The organism is Bacteroides sp. HMSC067B03, assembly GCF_001811315.1.
GTDB lineage: Bacteria > Bacteroidota > Bacteroidia > Bacteroidales > Bacteroidaceae > Bacteroides > Bacteroides faecis.
Genome location: NZ_KV804458.1, coordinates 47,876 through 61,818, shown reverse-complemented (window position 1 = coordinate 61,818; position 13,943 = coordinate 47,876). Strand labels below are relative to the sequence as shown.

15 protein-coding genes, 1 tRNA gene and 1 pseudogene are annotated in these 13,943 nt (G+C 39.9%); 10 read left to right on the top strand and 7 right to left on the bottom strand.

Going from position 1 to position 13,943, the window contains the following annotated elements; translation table 11 throughout:
* Positions 1-44: 44 nt before the first annotated feature.
* Positions 45-1,370, bottom strand: coding sequence for an OmpP1/FadL family transporter (locus tag HMPREF2794_RS23040; protein WP_055270840.1), 1,326 nt, complete (start codon positions 1,368-1,370; stop codon positions 45-47).
* 210 nt (positions 1,371-1,580) lie between these two features.
* Between HMPREF2794_RS23040 and HMPREF2794_RS23035 the strand changes: the two genes are divergently transcribed.
* The 6 genes from HMPREF2794_RS23035 to HMPREF2794_RS23010 all read left to right on the top strand — a co-directional run bounded on the left by HMPREF2794_RS23035 (position 1,581) and on the right by HMPREF2794_RS23010 (position 6,387).
* The gene (locus HMPREF2794_RS23035; RefSeq protein ID WP_010538831.1) at positions 1,581-2,582 is read left to right on the top strand and encodes a 2-hydroxyacid dehydrogenase; all 1,002 of its coding nucleotides are present in this window, start codon (positions 1,581-1,583) and stop codon (positions 2,580-2,582) included.
* 60 nt (positions 2,583-2,642) lie between these two features.
* Positions 2,643-3,347 (top strand): pirin family protein, encoded by a 705-nt coding sequence (locus tag HMPREF2794_RS23030; protein ID WP_070752820.1) that lies wholly within the window; start codon positions 2,643-2,645, stop codon positions 3,345-3,347.
* A gap of 47 nt (positions 3,348-3,394) precedes the next feature.
* Positions 3,395-4,042 (top strand): pyridoxamine 5'-phosphate oxidase, encoded by a 648-nt coding sequence (gene pdxH, locus HMPREF2794_RS23025; RefSeq protein ID WP_029425638.1) that lies wholly within the window; start codon positions 3,395-3,397, stop codon positions 4,040-4,042.
* 71 nt (positions 4,043-4,113) lie between these two features.
* A complete protein-coding gene (locus tag HMPREF2794_RS23020; RefSeq protein WP_070752818.1) occupies positions 4,114-4,845 on the top strand; it encodes an MBL fold metallo-hydrolase in 732 nt (243 codons plus the stop codon).
* A gap of 14 nt (positions 4,846-4,859) precedes the next feature.
* Entirely contained in the window at positions 4,860-5,993 is a 1,134-nt protein-coding gene (locus HMPREF2794_RS23015; RefSeq protein ID WP_010538835.1) for a DUF4468 domain-containing protein, read from the top strand.
* A gap of 13 nt (positions 5,994-6,006) precedes the next feature.
* Positions 6,007-6,387 carry a VOC family protein gene (locus HMPREF2794_RS23010; RefSeq protein ID WP_070752816.1) on the top strand — a complete coding sequence of 127 codons (381 nt, stop codon included), beginning with the start codon at positions 6,007-6,009 and terminating at the stop codon, positions 6,385-6,387.
* A 59-nt stretch (positions 6,388-6,446) separates the two neighbouring features.
* On the opposite strand, the gene HMPREF2794_RS23005 is transcribed toward HMPREF2794_RS23010, so the two are convergent.
* Positions 6,447-6,914 carry a DUF3592 domain-containing protein gene (locus tag HMPREF2794_RS23005; RefSeq protein WP_010538837.1) on the bottom strand — a complete coding sequence of 156 codons (468 nt, stop codon included), beginning with the start codon at positions 6,912-6,914 and terminating at the stop codon, positions 6,447-6,449.
* A complete protein-coding gene (locus tag HMPREF2794_RS23000; protein WP_010538838.1) occupies positions 6,915-7,100 on the bottom strand; it encodes a hypothetical protein in 186 nt (61 codons plus the stop codon).
* A 99-nt stretch (positions 7,101-7,199) separates the two neighbouring features.
* On the opposite strand from HMPREF2794_RS23000, the gene HMPREF2794_RS22995 reads away from it, so the two are divergent.
* Entirely contained in the window at positions 7,200-7,931 is a 732-nt protein-coding gene (locus HMPREF2794_RS22995; protein ID WP_010538839.1) for a class I SAM-dependent methyltransferase, read from the top strand.
* 161 nt (positions 7,932-8,092) lie between these two features.
* Here HMPREF2794_RS22995 and HMPREF2794_RS22990 read toward each other — a convergent pair whose 3' ends face one another.
* Positions 8,093-8,695, bottom strand: a complete 603-nt coding sequence (locus HMPREF2794_RS22990) for a TlpA family protein disulfide reductase (RefSeq protein ID WP_055270850.1) — start codon at positions 8,693-8,695, stop codon at positions 8,093-8,095.
* 102 nt (positions 8,696-8,797) lie between these two features.
* Here HMPREF2794_RS22990 and HMPREF2794_RS22985 point away from each other — a divergent pair.
* Positions 8,798-8,871 (top strand) — tRNA-Thr (locus HMPREF2794_RS22985).
* Between the two features lie 35 nt (positions 8,872-8,906).
* On the opposite strand, the gene HMPREF2794_RS22980 is transcribed toward HMPREF2794_RS22985, so the two are convergent.
* The 3 genes from HMPREF2794_RS22980 to HMPREF2794_RS22970 all read right to left on the bottom strand — a co-directional run bounded on the left by HMPREF2794_RS22980 (position 8,907) and on the right by HMPREF2794_RS22970 (position 11,547).
* The gene (locus tag HMPREF2794_RS22980) at positions 8,907-9,794 is read right to left on the bottom strand and encodes a DMT family transporter (RefSeq protein ID WP_055270852.1); all 888 of its coding nucleotides are present in this window, start codon (positions 9,792-9,794) and stop codon (positions 8,907-8,909) included.
* A 390-nt stretch (positions 9,795-10,184) separates the two neighbouring features.
* Positions 10,185-10,937: a GNAT family N-acetyltransferase gene (locus tag HMPREF2794_RS22975; protein WP_010538842.1), complete on the bottom strand. Its 753-nt coding sequence runs from the start codon at positions 10,935-10,937 to the stop codon at positions 10,185-10,187.
* Positions 10,938-11,076: 139 nt separating this feature from the next.
* Positions 11,077-11,547, bottom strand: a complete 471-nt coding sequence (locus HMPREF2794_RS22970; protein WP_010538843.1) for a hypothetical protein — start codon at positions 11,545-11,547, stop codon at positions 11,077-11,079.
* Positions 11,548-12,124: 577 nt separating this feature from the next.
* On the opposite strand from HMPREF2794_RS22970, the gene HMPREF2794_RS22965 reads away from it, so the two are divergent.
* Both HMPREF2794_RS22965 and HMPREF2794_RS22960 read left to right on the top strand, forming a co-directional pair.
* Positions 12,125-13,162 carry a hypothetical protein gene (locus tag HMPREF2794_RS22965; protein WP_055270854.1) on the top strand — a complete coding sequence of 346 codons (1,038 nt, stop codon included), beginning with the start codon at positions 12,125-12,127 and terminating at the stop codon, positions 13,160-13,162.
* Positions 13,163-13,182: 20 nt separating this feature from the next.
* A pseudogene (locus HMPREF2794_RS22960) lies at positions 13,183-13,943 on the top strand (hypothetical protein); the annotation flags it as partial.

Here is a 13,943-nt window from a genome sequence, read left to right as displayed (position 1 = left end):
TTGAGACGGCTTCTTTTTATATAAAATCGTAACGGATTTTAAGATCAGAATTTGTAGTCAACGCCCAAGCCGAACACTTTATTTGTACGACTATATGTAGTTGATCCAGTTGCGGTTATTTTATCATAGTCACTATAGTTTGTCCAAAAATAAGCAACATTCATCGTCAAATGCTTTGTCATCTTGATTGCGGCACCGAAACCAAGTGAATAAGAATCACACGAGAAGCTAATATCACTTTGGAAATCATCAGCCAAGCCATAATCAGTACGTTGGAAACCGCCACTAAGAGTCAGTTGTTTTGTTACATCCCATTCTGCACCTAGCAAAAATTCATGTGTACCATGCTTCAAAGCTTTCTCTTTACCACCTGCCATACCAGCAGCTTTATCAAAGAAATGGTGATATTCAACAGATGCACGAAGAGTAGGAAGGATTTCATAACCAACAGCAGCAGTCAGCAATGCAGGAATATCACTTGGAGTGTTTACACCGTCTTTAAAACTAGCTAATGGATTAAGTTCGTCATCCGGCATTGCAACTCCACTAGCACGTACTTCCGCCTTCCTAGTCTTATTTTCGAGATTCAAATTTGTCAGAAACTCATACTTCAAACCAATATTCCATTTACCAAGTTTCACGTCAGCACCTAGAATAGGAGTGATTCCCCAACCTGTCTGATCACAGTCTAGTTCGATGGCAGCCAATTCAGTACCACCTAAGTTCGGTATATTACTGTTTACAGTTGCAGTCAGAAATCCTTCATAACCACCGCTGAAATAGTTCATACGCCCACCTGCAAAAACGCTCAACCAATCGTTTATTTTATATGACAAACCCAATTGTACACCATAAATAAACTGGCTGCCATCCATTGCGCTATTAATCGAATACATACTGGGAGTTATTTGTCCACCTGAAGCTTGGCTAATATTTCCCATAATCATTGAATCGAACATACCTAAGCCATCATCAAAAGACGCTTTTCCACCGCCACCTACAACAGCGAAACTACCGGAAATAGTCCAGTCACCTTTTTTATATGCACCTTGGAAACTAGGTATAAAAGGAGCAGAAGCTGTACCCTTATAATAACGTCTGTTTCCTTCTTCTGGGAAAAGTGGAAATGTAGTGCTTATATTACGCGTTTGATAGGCGCTTTGTCCATTCAAAGAAAGATAAAGACCGTCACCCGGCAAGAAAGCCAAACCGGCTGGATTAGAGTAAACACCGTCAATATCAATGGAAGCGCCACGTGCCAACATTCTAAGGAAAGATACGTGTTGATTAGTATTTGTCAGAAGACCTCCGGCAAAAGTTGGAATTGAAACGATTAACATTACAAATCCAATCAAGGAAATTTTTCTCATCTAAATCTTTTTTAAATTATTTCGGGCGCAAAGATACAATATTCCTGCACACGCAATATATATTTGTGCATTTATTTTCGCTTACCCCTCCATTTTAATTGAAAATTAAAACTGTTTCTAATGAAACAATCTATATTTAAGACAAGACAAAGGATAAACAAATCACTTCACTTTTACGTTTATTAATAAGAATAAAAACTGAAAAAGATTATGGCCTATACAATTGCATTTTTCGGGACAAAGCCCTATGACGAAGCGTCCTTCAATGATAAGAACAAAGAGTTCGGATTTGAATTCCGTTATTATAAAGGACATCTGAATAAGAATAATGTGTTATTAACACAAGGTGTAGACGCTGTCTGCATTTTTGTCAATGATACAGCCGATGCTGAAGTAATCAACGCTATGGCAGCCAACGGAGTAAAACTTCTGGCACTCCGATGTGCCGGATTCAACAACGTAGACCTGAATGCAGCTGCCAATGCCGGAATCACCGTTGTGCGCGTTCCTGCCTATTCGCCTTATGCCGTGGCCGAATATACCGTAGCCCTCATGCTCTCTCTCAACCGGAAAATTCCACGTGCTTCGTGGCGTACGAAAGACGGCAACTTTTCTCTTCATGGTCTGATGGGATTTGATATGCACGGTAAGACAGTTGGTATCATCGGCACAGGAAAAATCGCCAAAATACTGATTCATATATTAAAGGGATTCGGAATGAACGTACTGGCTTATGACCTGTATCCTGACTACAACTTCGCACGCGAAGAACAGATAGTCTATACTTCTCTGGATGAACTGTACCATAGCTCCGATATCATTTCCTTGCATTGCCCGCTTACCGAAGCCACTAAATATCTGATCAATGACTATTCTATCAGTAAAATGAAAGACGGAGTCATGATTATCAATACCGGTCGCGGACAGTTGATCCATACCAATGCCCTGATCGAAGGTTTAAAAAACAAGAAAATCGGCTCTGCCGGATTGGATGTATACGAAGAAGAAAGCGAATACTTCTATGAAGACCAGTCCGACCGCATCATTGATGATGATGTACTTGCACGTCTGCTCTCATTCAATAATGTGATTGTCACTTCGCACCAGGCCTTTTTCACGCGGGAAGCAATGGGAAATATTGCAGTAACAACCCTGCAAAACATCAAAGACTTCATCAACCACAAGCCTCTGCTAAATGAAGTGAAGAGATAGAACTTTTACGTAACTTCCCTTGTTACAGAAGTATATAAACAATTAGAAAAGGAGAAAATTATGAAGAAAGTAATACATAAAGCAGATACAAGAGGACATTCCCAACATGACTGGCTGGATAGTTATCATACTTTCAGCTTTGACGAGTACTTTGATTCTGACCGTATCAACTTCGGTGCCCTTCGCGTATTGAACGACGATAAGATTGCTCCCGGAGAAGGTTTCCAGACGCATCCGCATAAAAATATGGAAATTATTACCATCACATTGAAAGGACATCTGCAACACGGTGACAGCAAAAAGAATAGCCGGATTATCACTGTCGGAGAGATTCAGACAATGAGTGCCGGAACCGGAATCTTTCATAGCGAAATGAATGCCAGTCCTGTAGAACCGGTAGAAATCCTGCAAATTTGGATTATGCCGAAAGAACGGAACACGCACCCCGTCTACAAAGACTTCAGCATCAAAGAGCTGGAACGTCCCAACGAACTGGCAGTAATCGTATCACCCGACGGCAGTACGCCCGCTTCACTTTTACAAGATACCTGGTTCTCTATCGGAAAGGTAGAAGCCGGAAAGAAACTCGGCTATCACATGCATCAGAGTTACGGAGGTGTATACATCTTTTTGATTGAAGGAGAAATCGCAGTAGACGGAGAAGTACTGAAACGTCGTGACGGAATGGGTGTCTATGATACGAAAAGTTTCGAACTGGAGACATTGAAGGACTCACATATCTTACTGATAGAAGTACCGATGTAAACTCTTTAAAATTTAAAAATAAGAATTAGATATTGCTTGATACGTATATGGTAAAAACAAATATTGCTGATATCCGGCAAGAATACAGTAAAAGCGGGTTGAGGGAAAGCGAACTTCCCGGCGACCCGCTTTCGCTTTTCAGTCGCTGGCTGCAGGAAGCCATTGACGCAAATGTAGAAGAGCCGACCGCCGTCATCGTAGGCACCGTATCTCCCGAAGGCAGACCCTCTACCCGCACCGTATTGCTGAAAGGGCTGCATGACGGAAAGTTTATTTTCTACACCAACTACGAAAGCCGCAAAGGAAAACACCTGGCACAGAATCCATACATATCCCTTTCCTTTGTCTGGCATGAACTCGAAAGACAAGTACATATAGAAGGAGTCGCCACGAAAGTTCCTTCCGAAGAATCGGACGAATACTTCCGAAAACGTCCTTATAAAAGCAGAATCGGTGCACGCATTTCACCGCAAAGCCAACCGATAGCGAGCCGGATGCAACTGATACGCGCCTTCGTCAGAGAAGCTGCCCGATGGATTGGAAAGGAAGTGGAAAGGCCTGATAATTGGGGAGGATATGCCGTCACCCCCACCCGAATGGAATTTTGGCAAGGACGCCCCAATCGGTTACATGATCGCTTCCTGTATACACTAAAGACGGACGGAAAATGGGAAATCAATCGACTTTCTCCTTGATTTCACTGATTTTTCTTGCCAACTCCAACTAGAATACGTAATATTGCAACTGTAAAAATAATCAGCCTACTATGACACTGGATTATATTTATCACAGCGGTTTCGCCATTGAAACAGAAAGCGTGACCGTCATCATCGATTATTACAAAGACTCTTCGGAAACTGAACATAACCGGGGAATCGTACATGACTACCTCCTGCAAAGACCGGGTAAACTCTATGTATTAGCTACCCACTTCCATCCCGATCACTTCAACCGTGAAATATTGACTTGGAAAGAGGAACGTCCTGACATCCGGTATATTTTCTCCAAAGATATTCTGAAAAGTCACCGGGCAAAGCCCGAAGATGCCATTTATATAAAAAAGGGAGAAATCTACGAAGACGACGCCATCCGCATCGAAGCATTCGGTTCGACTGATGTCGGCAGCTCATTCCTTATTCATCTGCAAGATTGGAGTATCTTCCATGCAGGAGACTTGAACAACTGGCACTGGAGTGAAGAATCAACCGAAGCAGAGATACGAAAAGCCAACGGAGACTTCCTGGCAGAAGTTAAATATCTAAAAGAAAAAGCGCCTGAGATTGATTTAGCGCTATTCCCAGTGGACCGCAGGATGGGAAAAGATTATATGAAAGGTGCAAAACAGTTCATCGAACAAATAAAAACTACTATATTTGTACCCATGCACTTCAGTGAAGACTACGAAGGCGGAAATGCCCTCCGTGATTTTGCCGAAAATGCAGGATGCCGGTTTATCAGCATCACCCATCGGGGCGAAAGTTTTGAAATAACCAAATAAACACAATAATAATTATGAATAAGTTAACAATCCTGTTTCTTACCATGCTTCTCACATGCCTGCCAATGGCTATGAGAGCTGATTCGCACAAAGAAAAAAGAGATGATACCAGATACCTTGCGGGAGCTGTTCCGGTAGTGGATGGTAAAGTAGTATTTTCCAAGGAATTCCAAATTCCGGGAATGAGTCAGAAGCAAATCTACGACACTGTAATGAAGTGGATGAACAAACGTCTGAAAGAGAATAACAATCCGGACAGCCGCGTCGTTTTCAGCGATGAAGCACAAGGAACAATCGCCGGTGTAGGTGAAGAATGGATCACATTTTACTCCAGTGCATTATCATTAGACCGCACTTGGGTTAATTATCAAATTACCGTTACCTGCAAACCGGGCAGCTGTCTGGTAGAACTGGAGAAAATCCGTTTTACCTATCGCGAAACAGAAAAATATAAAGCAGAAGAATGGATCACAGACGAATACGCGTTGAACAAGTCAAAAACCAAACTGGTACGCGGCCTGGCTAAATGGCGTAGAAAAACGGTAGACTTTGCCGACGATATCTTTATGGATGTAGCTGTAGCCTTCGGTGCTCCCGACACTCGTCCGAAATCTGAGAAGAAGAAAAAAGAAGAAGAAGCACAGAAACCATCAATCGTTGCTGCTGCCGGTCCGGTGGTGATCGGGCAAGGTGGTAAAGTGACCACAACAGAACCGGCTCAAGCCACTGTTCCTGCTGCAACTCTCACTCCTGCAACTCCTGTCGGCAAGGCTTCGGCTGATATGCCGGGATATACAGAAATCGACCTGAAACAGATTCCGGGTGATGTATATGCACTGATGGGCAATGGCAAACTGGTAATTTCTATCGGCAAGGATGAATTCAACATGACCAATATGACGGCCAATGCAGGTGGCGCACTGGGCTATCAGAACGGTAAAGCTGTGGCTTACTGCACACTGTCTGCCGATCAGCCTTACGAAGCTATAGAAAAAGCTGATACTTATACGCTGAAACTATATGCTCCGAACCAAACGGCTCCTTCAGCTGTTATCGAATGTAAGAAACTGCCTTCACAAACGGCTCCGCAAGCGGGACAACCCCGTACATACGTCGGAGAAATCGTGAAGCTACTGATGAAAAAATAACAAGATAGCAATCATGGAAATTAAAAGTAGATTTGATCACTTTAATATCAATGTAACGAATCTGGAGCGAAGCATTGCTTTTTATGAAAAGGCGCTTGGCTTAAAAGAACATAGTCGGAAGGAAGCTTCCGACGGTTCTTTCATCCTGGTCTACCTGACGGACAACGAAACAGGTTTTCTGCTGGAACTGACCTGGCTGAAAGACCATACCGCACCCTACGAACTGGGTGAAAACGAAAGCCATCTGTGCTTTCGCGTAGCCGGTGATTATGATGCCTTCCGGCAATATCACAAAGAAATGAATTGTGTATGTTTTGAAAATACAGCCATGGGGCTTTATTTTATCAATGACCCGGATGATTATTGGATCGAGATACTCCCACAAAAGAAGTAACTTCATAAAAATAGCCGGCAGGATGATGATCCTACCGGCTATTTTTATATAAAGGGTTATCAGTTACTAAACAAATAACACATTCCTAAAATACCTGATAATATAAAAAAAGATCCGGGAACCAATGAAGACATAAGCAATCGTGTTACTTTCATTCTGCGCTGAACAAACATAGATGTTTCATTATCCGGGTTATACCAGATTGTCACTTTATCGCCTACATGTATATTGTCCGGAGAAAATACGATATCCGCTTCCGGAACAGGACCTTTCACATCTATATTAGGATTAATATATTTACAACACGTTTTATCTTTCCCTTTCCATAGGTATTCTACAGTCGGACGCATCAGAGTCCTTCCTTTTCTATCAACATCCTCCTTGATATCAACCACTTTTCCATATATTTTCTTAGGATATTCTTTCTCTATTCTCCAAATCATGAGAGAAATCACAAACGAATACATCACCATACCACCTCCACGAAAAAAGAGCAGCAGTGATAATATGAAAACGATTACTCCCATTTATTTTTTATGTCTATTAGCTCTTTTTTTTCTAATATCCGCTTTCATCTTCGCAGCTCCGGAACCATGCTGTCCACGAATATACGTCGCCTTTTTTGCTTTTGTTTTTACTTTTTCCTCTTCCCGGGGCTTATCTTTCTTACCTTTAAAGACGATTCCACCCATTATTGCATCTTCTATACTCATATATCATTTTGTTAGTATTCACATTTCTGACTACAAAGATAAGGCTTTTCTATGGAATTGCTTATCTTTGTCAACTAAAAACAATACGAAACCCTCAAAATGGCAACAACAATTCTTCCTGCAGAAAAAGACCCGATGGGAGCTGCAATCTCCGATTATTTCAATCATCACAGAGCTGACCGCTTACGAGTATTCTCTTCTCAGTTTGAAGAAGATGAAATTCCCGTCAAGGAATTATTCCGGAGCTTTCAAACGATGCCTGTACTGGAACGTACCGCACTGCAAATAGCTACAGGAAAAATATTGGATGTAGGCGCCGGAAGTGGTTGCCACGCACTGGCACTACAAGAAATGGGAAAAGAAGTTTGCGCCATTGATATCTCTCCACTCTCCAACGAGGTTATGAAACAACGTGGAGTGAAAGACTCCCGCCTCATCAATCTGTTTGATGAAACATTCACTGAAACATTCGATACGATTCTGATGCTAATGAATGGTTCCGGAATCATAGGAACCTTGGATAATATGCCCGTCTTCTTCCAGCGAATGAAACGCATACTCCGCCCCGAAGGGTATATTTTGATGGATTCCAGCGACCTACGCTATCTTTTCGAAGAAGAGGACGGCAGCATGCTGATCGATCTGGCAGGAGATTACTATGGAGAAGTTGATTTCCAAATGCAATACAAGGATATAAAAGGAGATACATTTGATTGGCTATACATAGATTTCCAGACACTTAGCCTATATGCTTCCGAATATGGATTCAAAGCGGAATTAATTAAGGAAGGAAAGCATTATGACTATCTGGCAAAACTGAGTCTTGCATAACAAAGTATTATTTCAAGTCGAAAAAAAACTCTATTTAGGATAGTGACGGTATCCTATCGGGATAGTGTAACCATATGAACCATATAGCGTCACTATCCCAACGTGATAGTGACACTATATGAATTGCCTCCAAATACGGTTCAGAGACCTGCTACGTGCACTTATTTCAGCATTTCATTGATCTGCTGAACAAGAGAAGAAAATTCCTCTTCGTTATACAGACGAGTCAGTTTGACAATTTTCCCATCGCGGTCTATCAGCACATTCCGTGTGATTCCGGCATCGCGCAACGCATATTTTGCGAAAATATCTGCTCCCGGGTCCAGCCCCAGCGGATAAGTCACTCCGGTGGACTTAGCAAAGGCAAGTACTTTATCAAGTGGTTCATCACGGTCGATACCTATCAACGCAAAATCTGCATTATCCTTATGCTTCAGCCAAATGTCTTTTTCTATAAAAGGCATCTCCTTGCGGCATACTCCACACCAACTCGCCGTAAACTGTAACATGACAACTTTTCCACGAAGCGACGACAAAGTTACTTGCTTGCCATCTGTCAATGTTATCGTAAAATCAGGAGCCATCTCTCCTACTCTGACGATATATCCTGTACTATCGGCCTGCACTGCCATCACATCATCCGTAACCTTCACCGTATCAGAAGTACCCTCAGTAACTTCCGCTCCTTTTTTCTGACCCGAACAAGCCAATAAGCTTATGGCTAAAAAAACCACACCACATACATTCATAATTTTCTTTTTCATCTTCTTTATAACCATTAGTGAGACTGCAAATATAAAAAAAGTACACGACGTATTTGCATTTTTAAAATAAATTCATACCTTTGCACCCGCAAAACAGAAAACGCCTCTTTAGCTCAGTTGGCCAGAGCACGTGATTTGTAATCTCGGGGTCGTTGGTTCGAATCCGACAAGAGGCTCACTCAAATAAAATGCCGCTATATGCGGCATTTTTTTATACCCTTTCTTTTCGGTTTTCACGATACACAACGATACTCACGGCTACCAGAATCAATAATATTCCGATAAATGTATTCAGCGTAAAAAGTTCATTAAAAACAAAGACACCGATCACAACTGCTGTCAGCGGCTCCATCGCCCCCAAAATAGAAGTGAGAGTAGGCCCTGCATTCTTTATTGCCTGTACCAGAGTTATATTAGAAATAGCGGTAGCCGGTAAGGCTAACCCTAAAATAATCAGCCAGACATAACTATCTGTCACCATACGAAGCCCAGATGTGCAACAAGCTCCTGCTATATAAGAAAGTGCTCCCAAACTCATGACATAACAAGTAAGCACCGTAGAGTTAATCTTCACAACTCTTGTATTACGCACTCCTATAATATAGGCAGCATATGAAAAAACAGAAACACAAGCTGACACCAATCCAATCGACACATTTCCATCCTTCACGTCTGCTCCTCCCAATGAAAGTACAGATGCTCCGGACAAGGACATCAACACGGCAACAATCACCCACACCGACCTTTTCTCCCGGAAAACAAACATCATAACCAATGCAACAGCCAGCGGATACATGAAATGAATCGTAGACGCTACCCCACTGGCAATGTTCTGATATGCAATGATTAAACTGAAAGAGGTGATCGCCCTCAATAGACTCAAGGCAAAAACTACCGCAAAATCCTTTCTTTTCAATCGAAAGTCACAACCGGAAAATAATCCGAATATAATTAATACGACCGAAGCTATCCCCCAACGGTAAGAAAGTACCTCAAAAGCTGAAAAACCAATCAGCAACAAAGTGATAGAGAAAAACGGAGCCAGTCCAAAAGTGGAAGAGGAAACCGCTGCATAAAGTATACCTTTTATACGACTCATGAATATATCCAACTAAAATCCGACTAAAAGTTATCAAAGTATCAAACATTATTTCACAACTCAGTGATCACAGCAACCGGCAACCCTGTACATTCAGCTATCACATCATCCGATACCCCTTTCTTCTTAAAGTTACGGGCTATCTCTGTCTTTCGGAGGAACTCCCTACCAAATAAAAGAAGTTAAGTTCACAGTCAAAGACACAACCGGAATAAACACAAACAAAAAGATAACAAAAGAGAACAATATTATGACGGTCTTCACAGCTACCGCAATTTTCCTCTTAATTATCTGGTTATTGGCCCGCTTCTTATTTCATAAACAAAAGAAATAAAGAGATGAAAAGCAGAGAATAATCCTATCGCATTACTCCCGTATCACCTGTCTTTTTTATTTTTTGAGTATTCTCTTTAAATGTTCGACATCTAAAAGTAAATTCACTGTCTCAAAATTCCCTTTATAAAAAACACCCCAGTTATTGAAAACACAAGGTAAGTTTTTCGCTTTTTCTAGTGTATCCACTTGAATTAAAGATACAGGAACGTTATTTATTTCACAATATTGTTTTACCATTTCAATCCTTTGATAGATATAAGGACATTGCATATCATAATAAATGGTCAGTTCTTCGCTTTCAACTTTCATCTTCTTAGCATTTTGCGCAAACTTTGGTATTGTTCCATCAAAAGAAAGCGCAAGCAGATCATATCCATTATCGGTTGTATCAACAACTTCAAAACCAAATTTCTTTGCAAACGATTGGTCGGAAAGCCAGTTCTTTTGTTTTTTTGATCCGAGCATACAAACACCTGATTTACCTTTTTCTTTGGCATCTGCCAAGCAATACTCCATCAGAGCTCTTCCATATCCGTTCCCTTTGGATCCCCCTAAAACCCATAAACAATAAAGATAATAATAGTTATCACCCATGACAGGAACCCAGGCTGTCTCAAGAGGAGCATACTCTATAAAAACCGTAGCCTTTGCATTGAGCTTTCTAAAAACATGGCCTTCATTGAGTCTGTCGGAAAGCCATCGCCGCTTAGCGTCAATACCCGCATGAGGCTTTTTACTACGAATAATGCAGCATAAATGCTCATCATTAAGGTTCTCGGTTGTTAAGTTCACAAAATCTGCATTCATATATGTATCCTCGCATTAAATTAGATATTATCAATCCATTGACTTTAATAATATCGCTGTACTCCCATTGTGATAGGCAAATATTTGATAATTCTTATATGGTATAATCATATTTCTTGTTATTTATGAAAGAACTGTTTCATGAAAGATACTGATTTAGCACTAGAATTCTCTTTAAATCTTTCTCTCTGCCAAAAAGAGATAAAATTCTTTTCTGTTCTTCCATTGTCGGTATTCTGATAATCAAATCCCCGATGAAAATCTCTCTATATTCTTGCACATAAACAAACTGCCAAACATTGTTTTTCTTGATTTGAAGATTCCCCATGACCTCTACGTCCATTAAAGGAAGATTGAATCTGGCAAAATTAGAAGAAAATAAACCATCCTCTTTTGTTTCCGGAGCAATTTCCATATATGCTTTTAATGAACACTGTAGTTTGAGCGAATTCATTTCAGTTGTCAAAATATCAATATCTGAAGTTTCCCCAATCTCTATATCTGACAAAATCATAGCAGATGCACCTATGATATAGAAATCAGGACCTATTTCTAACAATTCAGCAGTCATACTTGCAAGAGTCTGAACTATTTTATCTTTAATCTTCATATTTCTAATAATTCATATGTAGCAAAAATACAAAATATATTTCAGAATGATTACCGGAGAACTGAATATTATAACTTAAATGCAATCCAATATGGAAAACAAAGATTATGATCTGAAACTGGCAGGATATATATGGTCAATTTTAAAGATACACCCCATTATAGTAATGTCATGAGGAATAGATATGGATACAGTAAGAGCGATTGAAGGAGAAATGAAAGTTCATGTGCAGGGATTCAAGCATACGGGGATATGAGAATGGTACATTACAGTATATTGAATAGAGTTTTCCGACACGTTGGTTAGCTCCATTCTGCATGTTTATCCATCCTTATGTAAAAATTGAAAAGAATATAATCCAACAGTAAGTTATCAGTATAAAACTTCAAGAATATATTAAACATATATAAATAATACAGGATTGTTTTTTTACGTCACTTTTTTTATCTATATTAAAGGTCAGAGAATAAGCTAACAATTTTAAATACTTTAAAGAGAGCCAAGCAAATAACAAAAACATATTTTACACAACGCCTTAAAGTCTAAAAATAGTGACATTACTTAAAATCCAGTAGTTATGAAAACAATTAATTATTTTTCCGGCTCATTGTCAGTATTATTATTTTATGCATTATTTGTTGCATGTAATGATGATCTGCAAACTATTTCTGTCACTGAAATAAAAGGAATAGAACAAACTTCCTTAAACGAAAGTAATGCTTTAATGAGTTCAGATGTAGTAACAGATAGTACTATGCTTGGTAAAGGCAACACAATATCCAACTCAACGTCTGCTACTAATGCATTCTTCACTAAACAAGAATATGAAGAGGGAATGGATTGGTGGAAAGATAGAGAAGGTGCGCTACCTGCTCTATACGAATATCAGGTATCCTGTCGTGATTTTCCTTCTGGACATGGTCCTGATACTTGCGTATATTATATGACCATTATTTGGACTTGCTATCCTCCTATTACAGAAGCTAATTGGATGGATTATCAATATATGCAAGTACAACATAGGCTAATAAGTGGTACTACTGCATTTCCTTGGCATTATTTAGGTGAAAGTGGTCCGGGAAATTATAATTTTGGAATAGTAAAAGTCAATGGATTTCAAGATCCTATGGATTTAAATGCTACACATTTGCCTACTAGCGTTCAACTTAGATATAGATTGTTGCATAAAGATTTCCCAGGGAAAGCAGATAAGAGTATTGATGATAAAGAAAAATGGTACGATAAAAACCTTGCAACTGGATGGTATTATAAAGATTACAATCAGCCAACTTATAATAACCCTTATGGTTATAATTCACAGGATTTCAACAATATGGAATCACTAAAATTCATAATCAATGATCCTAAGTGTGGCTCATTTTTTTCTGTAAGAGTGCTTGTTGACGGATATTTAGTTTTCCCCCAATTAGTAGGCGGAAGATATGAAGTTACTGTTCCAAAATTTAGGAAGATTGGAGAATATCTCATAACAGCTGAATACGCAGGTAATGTTTCGGAAGGATTTAAAACTGCAGTGCGACATGGCATCTACCAAGAATATACAAGCAAAGAAATTCATATTATGTTTAGTTGCAGTGAGTTTAGCTATGATTAACAACCTTACATATCACAATAATGAAACGAATACTTTTAATTCTATTTTGCAGTCTACATAGCATTTTGTTTCTCCGTTCACAGAACGCTAGCAGCGACATCATCTTCAAACAGTTCTTCGATAATGCCGTTGCTTTTGCTGACGCATACCCACGTGAGAAGGTATACTTGCATTTTGATAATAGTAGTTATTATGTAGGAGATACTATATGGTTTAAAGCCTACACGGTATATGCTGAGAACAATATGCCAAGCACCATCAGCAAACCTCTTTATGTAGAGATGCTCGACCAGACAGGGCATATCACCCAACGCCAAATCATTGAATTGAATAGCGGTGAAGGACATGGACAGATAATCCTGAATGAAAGTACCATGTCCGGCTATTATGAAATCAGAGCTTACACTCGCTGGATGCTTGCATTCAGCGAGCCTTCTTACTTCTCACGTACATTCCCCATCTATCAGTCTGCACAAGGAGAAAGACCTGAACGGAAGATTTCTACCTATAATCTGAATCCTTCCATGAAACAGCGACCGAAAAATGTGACAGATAAACTTGCTATCCAGTTCTTTCCTGAAGGAGGAACACTCGTGAAAGGCATCTCTTCTCGTGTGGCATTTAAAGCTGAAAGTAGAGAAGAAGGTAATGTTATTCTTGAAGGTGCCATTTATACGAAAGACGGGGAAAAGCTGACGGAAATTAAAACCCTACATGATGGAATGGGAATATTCGCTTATACACCCGAAGAAAAACCGGCAGTAGCAAAAGTTGTTTATAA

What these genes read in the sequence shown, in the direction of transcription:
- HMPREF2794_RS23035 (WP_010538831.1), top strand. Translation starts at nt 1,581, where the DNA reads ATGGCCTATACAATTGCATTTTTCGGGACAAAGCCCTATGACGAAGCG.
- HMPREF2794_RS22970 (WP_010538843.1), bottom strand. Translation starts at nt 11,547, where the DNA reads ATGAAGATTAAAGATAAAATAGTTCAGACTCTTGCAAGTATGACTGCT.
- HMPREF2794_RS23040 (WP_055270840.1), bottom strand. Translation starts at nt 1,370, where the DNA reads ATGAGAAAAATTTCCTTGATTGGATTTGTAATGTTAATCGTTTCAATT.
- HMPREF2794_RS22975 (WP_010538842.1), bottom strand. Translation starts at nt 10,937, where the DNA reads ATGAATGCAGATTTTGTGAACTTAACAACCGAGAACCTTAATGATGAG.
- HMPREF2794_RS23020 (WP_070752818.1), top strand. Translation starts at nt 4,114, where the DNA reads ATGACACTGGATTATATTTATCACAGCGGTTTCGCCATTGAAACAGAA.
- HMPREF2794_RS23000 (WP_010538838.1), bottom strand. Translation starts at nt 7,100, where the DNA reads ATGAGTATAGAAGATGCAATAATGGGTGGAATCGTCTTTAAAGGTAAG.
- HMPREF2794_RS22980 (WP_055270852.1), bottom strand. Translation starts at nt 9,794, where the DNA reads ATGAGTCGTATAAAAGGTATACTTTATGCAGCGGTTTCCTCTTCCACT.
- HMPREF2794_RS23010 (WP_070752816.1), top strand. Translation starts at nt 6,007, where the DNA reads ATGGAAATTAAAAGTAGATTTGATCACTTTAATATCAATGTAACGAAT.
- HMPREF2794_RS22995 (WP_010538839.1), top strand. Translation starts at nt 7,200, where the DNA reads ATGGCAACAACAATTCTTCCTGCAGAAAAAGACCCGATGGGAGCTGCA.
- pdxH (WP_029425638.1), top strand. Translation starts at nt 3,395, where the DNA reads ATGGTAAAAACAAATATTGCTGATATCCGGCAAGAATACAGTAAAAGC.
- HMPREF2794_RS22965 (WP_055270854.1), top strand. Translation starts at nt 12,125, where the DNA reads ATGAAAACAATTAATTATTTTTCCGGCTCATTGTCAGTATTATTATTT.
- HMPREF2794_RS22990 (WP_055270850.1), bottom strand. Translation starts at nt 8,695, where the DNA reads ATGAAAAAGAAAATTATGAATGTATGTGGTGTGGTTTTTTTAGCCATA.
- HMPREF2794_RS23005 (WP_010538837.1), bottom strand. Translation starts at nt 6,914, where the DNA reads ATGGGAGTAATCGTTTTCATATTATCACTGCTGCTCTTTTTTCGTGGA.
- HMPREF2794_RS23015 (WP_010538835.1), top strand. Translation starts at nt 4,860, where the DNA reads ATGAATAAGTTAACAATCCTGTTTCTTACCATGCTTCTCACATGCCTG.
- HMPREF2794_RS23030 (WP_070752820.1), top strand. Translation starts at nt 2,643, where the DNA reads ATGAAGAAAGTAATACATAAAGCAGATACAAGAGGACATTCCCAACAT.